General features: G+C 43.5%; 13 protein-coding genes. 5 read left to right on the forward strand and 8 right to left on the reverse strand.

The window, feature by feature from the left end:
• Positions 1–18: 18 nt before the first annotated feature.
• Positions 19–1,095, reverse strand: coding sequence for an isoaspartyl peptidase/L-asparaginase family protein (locus ACQ93I_RS00130; protein ID WP_431696600.1), 1,077 nt, complete (start codon positions 1,093–1,095; stop codon positions 19–21).
• 115 nt (positions 1,096–1,210) lie between these two features.
• On the opposite strand from ACQ93I_RS00130, the gene ACQ93I_RS00135 reads away from it, so the two are divergent.
• On the forward strand, positions 1,211–1,732 hold the full coding sequence (locus ACQ93I_RS00135; protein WP_431696601.1) for a 3-hydroxyanthranilate 3,4-dioxygenase: 522 nt from the start codon (positions 1,211–1,213) through the stop codon (positions 1,730–1,732).
• A gap of 80 nt (positions 1,733–1,812) precedes the next feature.
• A complete protein-coding gene (amaB, locus tag ACQ93I_RS00140) occupies positions 1,813–3,372 on the forward strand; it encodes an L-piperidine-6-carboxylate dehydrogenase (RefSeq protein ID WP_431696602.1) in 1,560 nt (519 codons plus the stop codon).
• Positions 3,373–3,444: 72 nt separating this feature from the next.
• Here the strand turns inward: amaB and ACQ93I_RS00145 are convergent, their stop codons facing one another.
• Complete coding sequence (locus ACQ93I_RS00145) at positions 3,445–4,563, reverse strand: alkene reductase (protein WP_431696603.1); 1,119 nt, start codon at positions 4,561–4,563, stop codon at positions 3,445–3,447.
• Positions 4,564–4,766: 203 nt separating this feature from the next.
• Here ACQ93I_RS00145 and ACQ93I_RS00150 point away from each other — a divergent pair, with 203 nt between their 5' ends.
• A complete protein-coding gene (locus tag ACQ93I_RS00150; protein WP_431696604.1) occupies positions 4,767–5,144 on the forward strand; it encodes a hypothetical protein in 378 nt (125 codons plus the stop codon).
• Positions 5,145–5,222: 78 nt separating this feature from the next.
• Here the strand turns inward: ACQ93I_RS00150 and ACQ93I_RS00155 are convergent, their stop codons facing one another.
• From ACQ93I_RS00155 to ACQ93I_RS00180, 6 genes are all read right to left on the reverse strand, one after another.
• The gene (locus tag ACQ93I_RS00155; protein WP_431696605.1) at positions 5,223–6,167 is read right to left on the reverse strand and encodes an EamA family transporter; all 945 of its coding nucleotides are present in this window, start codon (positions 6,165–6,167) and stop codon (positions 5,223–5,225) included.
• Positions 6,168–6,408: 241 nt separating this feature from the next.
• Positions 6,409–7,413, reverse strand: coding sequence for an acyl-ACP desaturase (locus ACQ93I_RS00160; protein ID WP_266068125.1), 1,005 nt, complete (start codon positions 7,411–7,413; stop codon positions 6,409–6,411).
• Positions 7,414–7,514: 101 nt separating this feature from the next.
• Positions 7,515–8,243 (reverse strand): metallophosphoesterase family protein, encoded by a 729-nt coding sequence (locus ACQ93I_RS00165; protein WP_431696606.1) that lies wholly within the window; start codon positions 8,241–8,243, stop codon positions 7,515–7,517.
• Positions 8,244–9,380, reverse strand: a complete 1,137-nt coding sequence (locus ACQ93I_RS00170) for an ATP-binding protein (RefSeq protein WP_431696607.1) — start codon at positions 9,378–9,380, stop codon at positions 8,244–8,246. It abuts the gene before it with no gap.
• Between the two features lie 6 nt (positions 9,381–9,386).
• Positions 9,387–10,139: an SDR family NAD(P)-dependent oxidoreductase gene (locus tag ACQ93I_RS00175; RefSeq protein WP_423817853.1), complete on the reverse strand. Its 753-nt coding sequence runs from the start codon at positions 10,137–10,139 to the stop codon at positions 9,387–9,389.
• 22 nt (positions 10,140–10,161) lie between these two features.
• Positions 10,162–10,929 carry an aldo/keto reductase gene (locus tag ACQ93I_RS00180; RefSeq protein WP_431696608.1) on the reverse strand — a complete coding sequence of 256 codons (768 nt, stop codon included), beginning with the start codon at positions 10,927–10,929 and terminating at the stop codon, positions 10,162–10,164.
• 148 nt (positions 10,930–11,077) lie between these two features.
• On the opposite strand from ACQ93I_RS00180, the gene ACQ93I_RS00185 reads away from it, so the two are divergent.
• Both ACQ93I_RS00185 and ACQ93I_RS00190 read left to right on the forward strand, forming a co-directional pair.
• Positions 11,078–11,896, forward strand: coding sequence for a DUF4382 domain-containing protein (locus tag ACQ93I_RS00185; protein ID WP_431696609.1), 819 nt, complete (start codon positions 11,078–11,080; stop codon positions 11,894–11,896).
• A gap of 150 nt (positions 11,897–12,046) precedes the next feature.
• A complete protein-coding gene (locus ACQ93I_RS00190; protein ID WP_266068118.1) occupies positions 12,047–13,051 on the forward strand; it encodes an AAA family ATPase in 1,005 nt (334 codons plus the stop codon).
• The last annotated feature ends 38 nt before the right edge of the window (positions 13,052–13,089 follow it).

Genomic DNA, 13,089 nt, shown 5'->3' on the forward strand with positions numbered 1-13,089 from the left:
GTGTATTCTGAAGGAATATTACTCGCTGTAGATGCCTATTTCCAGGTCTCCATCCCGGTTCATTTTAGCGCGATACATGCCTGCGGTATTAAATTCCATGGCGACATTTCCATCGTGATCAATTGCAATAATGCCACCGTCTCCGCCCAATGCCGGCACCTTTTCCTGGATTACTTCCCTTGCGGCATCCTCCAGGCTTAATCCGCCGTATTCCATAAGTGCCGAAATATCATAGGCCACCATACCCCGGATGAAGAATTCGCCCCAGCCGGTGCTCGATACCGCCACGGTTTTATTGTTTGCGTAGGTACCCGCGCCAATTATTGGGGCGTCGCCAATGCGGTTGTATCTCTTGTTGGTCATCCCGCCGGTAGAGGTGCCTGCAGCAAGATTCCCATGTTTATCTAGCGCGGCACAACCCACGGTTCCAAATTTGGAATCTTTAATATAGGGATCCAAAAATGCCGTTTTTTGATCGTCGTGATCTAGCTGTGTTTTCTCCTGTTCCCTGATGCGCTGCAGACTCTTGTACCGGTTTTCGGTATAAAAATATTGCGGGTCTACGATCTCAATGCCCTGTTCTTTGGCAAATCTTTCGGCGCCTTTACCGGCCAGCATCACGTGTTCAGAATTCACCATGACTTCATAAGCCAGGTTGATGGGGTTCTTGATAGTAGTGACCCCGGCCACTGCACCTGCATTTAGGTTAGAACCGTCCATAATTGATGCATCGAGCTCATTAGTGCCTTCATTGGTAAAAACAGCACCTTTCCCGGCGTTAAACAATGGTGAATCTTCCATCACATTAATGGTTCTTTGCACGGCTTCTACCGCAGTACCGCCATTGGCCAGGATCTCATGCCCTGTTCTTATTGCTTCTTCAAGCTTTGCCCGGTATTGCTGCTCCAGGCTGTCGCTCATATTTTCTTTTAAGATGGTGCCCGCGCCACCGTGAATCACAATCCCAAAGTTGGGTGCTGTATCTTTCTCTTCGGAAGCTGCTTCAGGGGTTGCCCCCTCTACCTTACTTTGTTTTTCAGCATTATTACAGGCCAGGGTGCCAAAAATGGCAAAAACGAGAAGTATTTTTTTCATAACCGGAAGTTTTTCAGCAGGAAAGTTATAAAAAAAGAGTGGTATCACAGCAAGTAATGCTTTGGGTGGTGCTTCAGGAAAAGATTGCGTAAATTTAGGGTCCAAAAATAGAGACATGGCAATTTCAAAACCTTTTAATTTAAATAAGTGGATAGCGCAGAACCGGGACCTTCTAAAACCGCCTGTGGCCAATAAAAGCATCTATCCCGAAGCCGAAGATTATATTGTAATGGTGGTGGGCGGCCCTAATTCGCGGAAAGATTATCATTACAACGAAACCGAAGAGTTGTTTTACCAGCTTGAGGGGCAAATAAAAGTGCATGTTCAGGAAGAGGGTCAAAAAAGGACTTTTGAGCTGGGGCCCGGTGATATGTATCTCAACCCCGCAAAAGTGCCACATTCACCCGAGCGTACAGAGGGTTCTGTAGGGCTTGTGGTGGAGCGAAGAAGGATAGAGCTTGATGCTAAAGACGGTTTATTGTGGTTTTGTGAGAACTGTAATAATAAATTATATGAAGTCTATTTCCCGCTGAATGATATCGAGAATGATTTTCAGAAACATTTTGAACATTTCTACAATAGCGAAGAACTGCGCACCTGTAACAACTGCGGAATAGTGATGGAAAAGCCGAAGTAGGGGTTTAAACAGGGCTTTCCTCTTTAATTTTTTTATATTCGCAACTATCCAAACAAAAACATACTAAAACAACAACAAGAATGAGCGCAATTGCTGAAAAATTCGGAATAAATCAGGCTTTAAAAGATCTTGGTCTTAATGTAGACAAGGTGAACAACGGTACTTCTACCGGGAAGGAATGGTTTTCTTCGGGAGAGGTCATCGAGTCTTACTCCCCGGTTGACGGAGCTTTAATTGGAAAAGTAAAGTCTACTACCCGCGAAGATTATGAACGCACCATCAAAACTGCACAGGAAGCTTTTAAAACCTGGAGAACAATGCCTTCGCCTCAAAGAGGGGAAATAGTAAGGAAATTTAATGACGAATTGCGCCGCTTAAAAGAGCCTCTTGGGAAACTGGTTTCTTATGAAATGGGAAAATCTTACCAGGAAGGGCTGGGAGAAGTGCAGGAGATGATCGATATCTGTGACTTTGCAGTGGGATTAAGCCGGCAGTTGCACGGTCTTACCATGCACTCAGAACGGCCCGGGCACCGCATGTACGAACAGTACCATCCGCTGGGGATAGTAGGAGTGATCTCGGCTTTTAATTTTCCTGTAGCTGTATGGTCGTGGAACACCGCTCTTGCCTGGGTATGTGGCGATGTATGCGTGTGGAAAGGATCTGAAAAGACACCTTTAACCTCTGTGGCCTGCCAGAATATCGCAGCCAAAGTTTTCTCAGAAAACGGACTTCCTGAAGGTATTTCCTGTTTGATTACTGGAGACTATAAAGTTGGGGAAATGATGACCAATGATAAAAGGGTTCCTTTGGTATCTGCAACCGGGTCTATAAGAATGGGTAAAATAGTTGCCCAGGCAGTTGCTGCAAGACTTGGAAAATCTCTTCTGGAGCTTGGTGGAAACAATGCCATCATTGTAACTCCCGATGCTAATATTAAGAATACAGTAATTGGAGCAGTCTTTGGAGCCGTAGGTACCTGCGGACAACGTTGTACTTCTACCAGAAGAATCATTATCCACGATTCTATTTACGATAAGGTCAAAAACGCCATTGTTGATGCCTATAAACAAATACGAATTGGTAACCCTTTAGATGAAAATAACCATGTAGGGCCACTTATTGATAAGGATGCCGTCAAAAATTACCAGGCTGCTTTAGACAAAGTTGTTGAAGAAGGCGGAAACATCCTTGTGGAAGGCGGGGTGCTTGAAGGTGAAGGTTATGAAAGTGGATGCTATGTAAAACCGGCAATTGCTGAAGCCAAAAATGAATATGAGATTGTACAACACGAAACCTTTGCTCCGGTCTTATACATTATGAAGTATTCGGGAGATCTCGAAAATGCTTTGGAACTTCAGAATGGAGTGGTACAGGGATTATCATCTGCAATTATGACCAACAACTTAAGAGAGGCTGAAAGATTCCTTTCTGTAGAAGGATCTGACTGCGGAATCGCCAATGTGAACATAGGAACATCGGGTGCCGAGATTGGTGGAGCCTTTGGAGGTGAAAAAGAAACCGGTGGTGGTAGAGAATCAGGTTCTGATGCCTGGAAGGTCTATATGCGCCGACAAACAAATACGATCAACTACACGACTGAACTGCCACTGGCGCAGGGAATCAAGTTTGATTTGTAAGAGCTAAATACGCTACAAACAAAAAGAGGCTGTCCCGAAAGACAGCCTCTTTTTTTTGACATTTTTGGAACCTTATTTTAGAGCTGGTTCTCTTTCAGTTTTTACAGGGTAGTCCAGATATCCTTCTTTTCCTGGGGTGTAGAAGGTTTTATCGTCCCAATCGGTTAGCTCAATACCCTGCTCAAACCGCTCTACCAGGTCGGGGTTTGAAACGTAAGGTTTTCCGAAGGCTACAAGATCGGCATTTCCTTCTTCCAGAATGGCATTTCCGCTTTCCTGGTCAAAGTTGGTGTTAATAATGATCGTGCCGTTATACATTGGTCTGTAACGTTTTGCAATTTCAGTCTCGGCATAAGGAATATCTGAAACATCATTGAAAGGTTCAGAAAGGTGAAGGTAAGCCAGGTTGTAATCATTCAGCTTCTTAATGATGTAATCAAAAGTAGGAATGGTTTCTTCATCCATGGTCATTCCAAAGATCCCGTGCAGGGAAGGGTTGAGGCGCAGGCCAATTTTCTCTTCGGGCATTACTTCTTTAATGGCGTCAATCACTTCAAAAAGGATCTTTGCGCGGTTTTCAATGCTGCCACCATACTCATCGGTGCGCTGGTTTGAGGTACCGTTAAAGAACTGGTGCAGCAAATAACCGTTTGAGGAATGAATTTCTACCCCGTCAAAACCACCTTTCATGGCGTTTGCAGCGGCCTGTTTAAAATCCTGCACGGTAGATTTGATTTCCTCCACGCTCATTTCTTTTGGCGTGACCGTGTCTTTTAAACCTTCGGAAGTAAAGGATTTTGAATTTGGATTTATGGCTGAAGGTGCCACGGGTAAATTTCCGTTGTGAAAATCGGGGTGAGACATTCTACCCACATGCCAAAGCTGTATAAAGATCTTTCCGTCGGCTTCATGAACTTTATCGGTGACTTCTTTCCAGCCTTGAATTTGTTCTTCGGAATGGATCCCCGGCGTATTAATATAACCCACGGCCTGTTTAGAGATTTGGGCCCCTTCGGTAATGATGAGTCCGGCGCTGGCCCGTTGTTTATAATACTCCCCCTGAAGTTCTCCGGTAGGTTTATTTTCAGCATTTGCGGCCCGGCTTCGTGTCATGGGAGCCATAACCACGCGGTTTTTCAGGTTCAAACTTCCTTTATTATACGGCTGTAATAGTGCTTGTTCTTTGTTCATATCTATAGTTTTATTTGTCTTATTATGAGGTTAATCCTCAACTGTGTAAAGGTAATAAAGACCTGGCGGGTTAGAATTGATGTATGTCAAAGGAAAGGGTTAAAGTATGTTAAGTTAAGCCTGTTAAAACCCTTCCGTAGAAAAACCACTTCTTTTAAAGTGACAGATTCTTTATCTTAGAACAAACTAAACCAACTACTCAAATGAAAAGAATCTTTACACTCTTGTTGTTTATCGGCCTTATTTTCTCCTGCGTCCCCGAAGATCATGTCCTGGAACTGGAACTTGTCAATAATACTTCTGAAACAGTTAAAAACCTGCGGGTCTTCACTGCAGGAGAAAAAGTAAGTTTTGAGGTAGATGCTCTGCCTGCAGGGCAGGAAATAGCTCATACCCTTCAGGTGCCCGGAGATGCTGTTGATGGTAAGTACACCTTCAGGTTTACCCGCAATAACGGAAAAGAAGAATCGGTTACCGGAAGTTATCTCCAGGAGGGAGACGATTATTTCAAGAAGACCCTGGTTTTTGACATTCAGCAGAATGCGGTCAACGTGAGCCACAAGAATCTGGAGGTAAAGTAGAGATTCAGGAATAACAGGAACGGTTATTTCCGAAGAAAGGAAATGCTGCTAAGGGGTGAAAAATGGCATTTTTCGCCCCTAATTTTTCTTCAGAAAAGTAGATGCTTTGCTTGTGAATCGCGAAAGCACCATCAGTTTTTTCGTGGTGTTTATAAAGTATACTCCCGTGAGAAGAACGGCTGCGGCAATGGCCGACTGGCTTGTGATTTGTTCATCTAAAAAGTACCAGCCCAGAATCATGGCAATAACCGGATTTACATAGGTTGAAGTGGCTACTTTTTCGGGAGAGATCACCTTCAGCAGGTAGTTAAAGGCTGTAAATGCTACAATACTTCCGAAGATAATGAGTAGTAGCATCGAGTATTGTACCGGGGTGCTCCAGTTGAAAGGAGAGCTCCAGGGCTCGTTGAAGGCAAGGCTTGCTATGGCCAAAATGATGCCTGCTGCAAACATTTGATAGCCCGTATTGACAAAATGATTGGTTGGTAAATTTGCTTTTCCCACAAAAAGACTTCCGTAAGACCAGCTAAGAAGACAGCAGAAGATCATGATAATTCCCAGAACTGAATTTTCTTCTGAAGTAACCTGCTTCTGGCTCACGAGTAAGTAAATACCTGTTAAGCCCAATGCGACCCCTACCATAGACATGGGCAGGATCTTTTTACCTTCAAAAATGCGCATAAACACCAGCACTACCAGGGGTTGTGCCGAAATTACCAGGGCTGCAAAGCCGCTGTCTACATACCTAAGGGCCCAAACCACCACGCCGTTTCCAAATGCCAGGAAAAGGAATCCCGCAATCGCGGTATTGAAGAATTGTGCGCGGGTAATTCGCAGTCTTTTGCCCATGGCACGGCTTATCCCGAATATAAGGAGCCCCGCTGTGGCAAACCTGATAGAAGCCAGCATGAATGGCGGCAACTCGGTCACCGCGATCTTGTTGAGCAGGTAAGTAGAACCCCAGATCACGTAGATAGAGAAAAAGGCCAGAACTATAAAAAGCGGATTTTTGGTTGTACCCATGCTAAAAATTTGCTGTGCAAACTTAGCAATAAAACGGCTGCCTCAGCCATGGGAGATTTCGGCTTAAAAAATTGGAAAAATTCTTCAGCAGGAATGGTAATTTCCTCTTTAGTCTTCAGAATTTTTATTGGAAAAGGTTTATGGAAAAATGATGCTCAAAAATGCCATTTTTGGAAGGAAACTTCCGCAGAAAGAAAGCAAAAAAAAAGAGGCTGTCTTTTTAAGAACAGCCTCCCAATGCTTATAACTTTCCGTTTGGTGTTACCCAGGCAAACTGGTGCGGATCTTGTGGAACTTTGATCCTCTCAGCAATTCTCGTCATCCTGTCTGGAAGTTTCATGAGGTAATCGCGGGCTTTTTCGGCTTTATCTGTAAGGGAAGTCATTTTGTCAATTTCCCAGTAGTCATTCAGTTTTTGAAGGATCTCGATGTAATCTTGTGTAGTGTAGACGCCAAGCCTTTGAGCAGCATTCGAAAAATTCTCAAAAGCCTCGCCAATGCCCTGGCCACTTTCCCTAATGAACTGGGCAGGCATAACGATCTTCTTTTTCATCATATCTTCAAAAGCAAGCATCATCTCACTTGGATCGTATTCAAAAATGGTCTTTACAAACTCCCTGTAGGCAAGGTGGTGACGCATTTCGTCTCCCGCGATGATGTTACACATCTTGGCCAGCATTTTATTGCCTTTCTTTCTCGCAAGTTGCCCTACTCGTTTGTGAGAAATATTGGTTGCCAGTTCCTGGAAGCTGGTATATACAAAATTGCGGTAAGGATCACGCCCGGTACCAATGTCAAAACCATCATTAATGAGGTGTTGCGTAGTTTTTTCAACTTCCCTCATGTTTACTCTTCCCGATAAATAAAGGTATTTATTGAGGGTATCTCCATGACGGTTCTCTTCGCCGGTCCAGTGGCGAATCCATTTAGCCCAACCATTTTGATTTCCTTTTGAGGCACCGTGTTGTTCTACACCTTCCATGTCCATAAGCCAGGATTCGTAAGTAGGCAGGGCTTCTTCGGTCACCATATCGGCTACCAGTACCACCCAGAAATCGTATCCGAGTTCCTGAGCTTCTTCGCGGATTTGTGTCACTTCTTCAAAGAAATTCTCTTTCTGCGAATTTGGCAAAAGATCTGTAGGCTGCCAGATATCTTCCACCGGAATGAGATACTTTTCTACAAATTCATCGATAGACTTCTCAACAGTCTTCATTACTTCTAATCTAATATTCTCTAGGGCCATATAGGGTATTTTATGCAGTTATAATTTCAAAAACCACACCATTAATTTTTTGGTAATCTACAAAGATAGGAAGTTACCAGGGCAGAATGATTAAAAAAATCTTAATTTCTGCCAGATTCTTCAGGATAAAGGCTATGTACCGGGTCACTTTGAACCACCTTTTTTGAATTTACATCGAGTAAAGAAAGCTTTCCCATAAAGGCAGCACCTGTGTCTACATTGAAAACATTTGCGAAATTTGCAGGTTTGTCTTCGCCAATCCTGGTAACCGGCGTGTGGCCAATATAGATCTCCCTGAAGAGCTCAAGGCGCTTTGGATAGTGAATCTCCCCCGGATTCAAAGATGGATCTAAAGCCATGGCCATTTCCCAAAGCGTACGGTCCCAGTAGAAAGGGGTGGGCGTATATTCCTCTTCGGGCCCTTTTTGATTGGTAAAACCGGCATGTACAAAAAGACGGTTCTCCATATCTACATAATAATTGACCATTTCTTCAAAAAACCTGATGTGCTCCTGCTTTTCTTCTTCGGTAAATCTACGGTAGGCATCTATGCTTGACTGCCCGCCATGTTGCAGCCATTTATCATTCAGTTCTCCTGTCTTTAGCCATCTGTGGGTAAGATCGTCGTGATTTCCGCGTAAGAATATGCAGGTGTTTTGCTTTGAGAATTCTATAAGATAGGAAACCACATTGGCCGAGTCGCTCCAACCATCTACATAATCTCCCAGAAAGATGATCTTATCATCTGGCGTTATTTTCGCCCTTTCCAGTAATTGAACGAGCGCTTTCAAACCTCCATGTATATCTCCTATTACAAGAGTCCTTTTCATTTAATTATATTTTACTTTCCTCAATATCCGCAGGCTTTCTTTGTACTGCTGATATATTCTTTCATCAAAATTCTTCAGTTCTTCTTTAGCATCTTCCAGCCTGTCCAGGGCTTCGTTAAAGCCGTTGAAATGGCATAATAAGTAAGTGGCAGGCACATTATAAAGGTCTTTTTCTTCGGAAGAGGTCAGCTGCAAGTTTTGTTTTAGCTTTTGTACCAGCGCAATATTCGAATTGTAGATGTGGTAAAGCGTTCTTTTCTCGAATTGCGGAGGCTCAAAAAGCATGTTGGTTTTAATCTCGTAAGTTGCATTATCCTTAAAGAGGATCTTTACTTCTTCCAGCGGATAGTATTTGAACCTGTCATTAAGCCCCAGTTTTACATACTCCAAAATGGTAAAAAGGTCTTCAGAAATATTGATGCTCACCTCATCAAGTTCAGAATAAAAAAGTTTTACCTGCTCATTAATAAGTTCAATATCTACTCTCGAGTAGTAAACTTCCTGGTTAATTTCTTTCTTCTTGCCGCTCCAGCACACCACAAAGTACTCTTTGAAAACCTTATACTCGGGGCTCAGGTTCTCATGTTTTCCCATGAAGTCGAATACCCCGTCAAGGGTAAGTTGTACGTTATTCTGAGAATGCGCCTCAATGGCACCCACTACTTCTGAATTATCGCTTTGAATGCCCCGGGAAAATTCTGAAGCTATGCTTATGCTGCCTTCCCTGAAGAATATACTGTCCGCAGGATACTTCCAGATGCCTTTTCGCAACGAACAGGTTGTGCCTTTGTTGGGTTTAATGGTCACCAATCCCACCACCATGTCGTGGGGCAAATGCGGGAACGGAATATTCTCATAAGCCACCAGCGGAGGGTTCATAAGATAGGCATTCACGAGGTTCTGGATCTTGCTGTCATCAAAAAAATCTACTCCCTGTATTTCGTTGTCGGCGTCTTCTACGCCAATCACCATATAAGAATTATTGTTAGGGTTGGAATTGGCAAGGGCGCAAATATGTTTTAAAAATTTGGCCTTTCCTTCTTTTTCCCCCAGGTTGATCTGGCGCTTTTTATCGTAAAAACTATTTTCGCTGTTATGCGCAAGCAGGTTTTTGATAAGAAGGCGCTTATTAATCATTTCTTCCTATTCCTTGTGCACAATGGTAGAAGTTGCCTGTGCGGTAGGCAGCACGAGCAGGTCGGCAATGTTCACATGTGGCGGGCGGGTCACCACAAAAGCTACGATCTCGGCAATGTCTTCAGGTTTAAGGGCATTAAAGCCAGTATATACAGATTTTGCTCTTTCTGAATCTCCTTTAAACCTCACTTCACTAAAGTTGGTCTCTACCAGCCCCGGGTTAATGGCGCCCACTCTTATTCCCTTCCCGTTTAGGTCTATACGCATTCCCTGGTTTATAGCATCAACCGCGTGTTTGCTTGCGCTGTACACGTTCCCGTTGGGGTAAACTTCTTTTCCCGCCAGTGATCCAATATTGATGATGTCTCCGGCGCCCCTTTCCACCATCTGCGGAATGATCTCCCGGCTTACATACAACAGGCCTTTTACATTAATATCTATCATTGCGTCCCAGTCTTCAATGTTCCCGGTTTGAATTGGGTCAAGACCGTGGGCATTTCCGGCATTATTAATCAGTACATCAATGGTCTCAAAGTCCTGCGGAAGGCTTTGAATGGCCTCTTTCACCTTTTCTTTATCTCTCACGTCAAACTGAAGGATGTGAACTTCAGTTTTACCGCTTAGTTCATTTTTTAAGGTCTCCAGGGCTTCTTTTCTTCTGCCGCAAATAACGAGACGATAACCTGCACCGGCCAGTGCTTTCGCGGTTGCTTTGCCAATTCCACTACTGGCGCCGGTGACTAAAGCTGTTTTGTTCATAGGTGTCAAAAATGTGTTTTTTTCAAAGTCTTTCCGGCAGCTTTTTAAAATCCTCTTCAATTATAGAGGTATGGAAAGCTTTGTATGCCGAATCTATTATCGCTTCAGAATTTCCTTTAATCACAGCGTGAAACTGGGCTTTGTGGTGCAGTAACCATGCAAAAAGCAGCTCTTTTGGGCGCAGGTTGTACTTTCCGGCGGCTTTTTGGAGCTCTTCATGCTCATTTTCCCAGTCCCCACTTTCAGGAATGATCATTTGAGTGATCCCTTCGGAAGCAGCTTCAGCTAAGGTAAGGCTTTTCACGGCTGCGGGTGTAAAACTGAAGGCAGAAAGTGTGGCACTGGCAGGAAAATCTTCCAAAAATGCGTTTTTCTCTCCCAGGCGTTTTTCCACTATTCCTACTTCGACAATCTTACCCACTGCCCTTAGCTTTTTTATAGCCGAAAGAAGGACTTCTGATGGTACGTCAAAATCGAGAAGCAATAGATCGAGGTAGTCGGTATCCAGAAGTTCGAGAATTTCATCTACCCGGTCAAAAATAGCTTGTTCTTCTGTAAGATTTGTACCGGGACAGGCTACAATTTGTACCTGATCACGGCTTAATCCGCTTTCGCTAAACGCAGCTCCCAGGTCATGAGTGTAGCTTTGGGTCCTGGAAAGGTCGATTAAGAAACTGGTGATTCCTTTTTCCACGCAGTGTTGAAAAAGCTGAATTTTCTTTCCTTTTGAAAGTTGTTGCCAGGTTTCAGGATCCTGAATAATACGGGAATAAGAATTTCTTTGCCTCATGTTTTAAAAGTAATGAACTCTATTCTTCTACGAAGAAGGCGGATTGTTAAAGAATTCGAAGGAGAGTTAAAAAGAGTTAAACTTCGTTTATCGATAGATTAAACCCTTTCATCGAGCGTTATCATGCCTAAACCAAAACAAATCATTTATGAAAAAGTATCATTTATTTTTATTCTTTTCTGCCCTGCTTAGCGGGCTTGTTAGTTGTAGTTCAGACGACGATGCCAGTGGTTCCGACAGGGGTACTGCAAGAGTGGCAGTAGAACTAACCGATGCTCCCGGTGATTACAAGCACGTATACGTGGAAGTTGAAGATGTAATGATAAAAACAACCAACGAAGGTAATGACGAAGAAGGCTGGACGAGCCTTGAGGGAGTGAACACGGGAGTTATTGACCTTTTAAGCCTTACAGGTGGTGTGACCGAATTATTAGTAGACACCGAAATTGAAGCCGGTTACCTTCACCAGATAAGACTTATATTAGGTGGTGACAACAGTGTTGTTGTTATGAATGGAGATGTAGAGCAGGAATTTACTTTGAAAACCCCGAGCGGTCAACAATCTGGCTTGAAAGTAATGGTGGGGCAGGAACTGGAAGCAAATGCCGAGTACACTTTTATTCTTGATTTTGATGTTGACCAGTCTGTGAAAAGTACTTCAGCCGATGGTTACAACCTTCACCCTGTAATAAGAATGGCAGTTGAAGAGAATTCCGGTTCTATTGTGGGGAGCGTACATCCAACTACAGAGCAGGCTTTGATCAAAGTTCAAAACGCTACTGTAAATGCTTCTGCATATACCGATGCCAATGGAAAGTTTGAAGTACACGGGCTGCCTGCAGGTACTTATAAAGTTACCGCTGTCCCTGCCGAAGGTTCCGGGCTTAATTCTGCAGTAGTGAATAATGTTGAGGTTGAACAGGGGGAAACAGTGCCTCTTGATCCTATGTTTCTTGACGGAGAGTAAATAAGTTTTTAAAAAAGCATTTTTGAAAGCAGCGGTAATCCCGCTGCTTTTTTGTTTTAACAAAAATTTAAGATACTTTGGTTGAATATTTGCTGAGGTTGCGCCGTTGACAATAGATAAGTATCTTCACCTAAATAAAATTTTTTATCCATGCAGGAAAATAACAGCTCGGTAGACATAGCCAGTATCAATGAAAAAATTGAGCGCGAAAGTGCCTTTGTTGATATTTTAAGTTCAGAAATGAAGAAGGTCATTGTGGGCCAGAAGCATATGGTTGAACGTCTGTTAATTGGTTTGCTGGGCCAGGGGCATATTCTTCTTGAAGGTGTGCCGGGACTGGCAAAAACCCTTGCTATTAATACACTGTCACAAGCCGTACATGGTTCCTTCAGTCGTATACAATTTACACCCGATCTTCTTCCGGCAGATGTTGTAGGTACCCTTATATACAATATGAAGCTGAATGATTTCAGCATAAAGAAAGGGCCCATCTTTGCAAATTTCGTGCTTGCCGATGAGATCAACCGGGCGCCGGCCAAAGTGCAGTCGGCTTTGCTTGAAGCCATGCAGGAAAAGCAGGTGACCATTGGGGAAGAAACTTTTGTACTGGACAGGCCGTTTTTGGTAATGGCAACCCAGAACCCGGTAGAGCAGGAAGGAACTTATCCGCTGCCCGAGGCGCAGGTTGACCGTTTTATGCTGAAAACCGTCATTAAATATCCTGAAATGGCCGATGAGCAAATGATCATTCGTGCCAATTTAAAAGGTAGTTTTGAGAAGGTGAATCCGGTGGTGAGCCTGGATCAAATTGCCAGAGCCCAGCAAGCGGTGCGCGAGGTTTATATGGATGAAAAGATCGAAAAATATATCCTGGATATCGTTTTTGCAACTCGTTTTCCTGAAAAATACGGACTTGAAAGCCTAAAGCCCCTAATCAACTTTGGTGCTTCGCCAAGGGGAAGTATCAACCTGGCAACGGCGGCAAAATGCTACGCCTTTATTAAGCGCCGGGGTTATGTGGTGCCCGAAGATGTTCGCGCCATAGTACATGATGTACTGCGCCACAGGATTGGAATTACCTATGAAGCCGAAGCCGAAAATGTAACTTCTGAAGATATCATCAACAAGATCGTCAACGAGATCGAAGTACCTTAAACAATGAACAATTAGCAATTAACAATGAACAGAATTTG

The organism is Salinimicrobium sp. WS361 (genome assembly GCF_050750585.1).
In the GTDB taxonomy this organism is placed as follows: Bacteria; Bacteroidota; Bacteroidia; order Flavobacteriales; family Flavobacteriaceae; genus Salinimicrobium.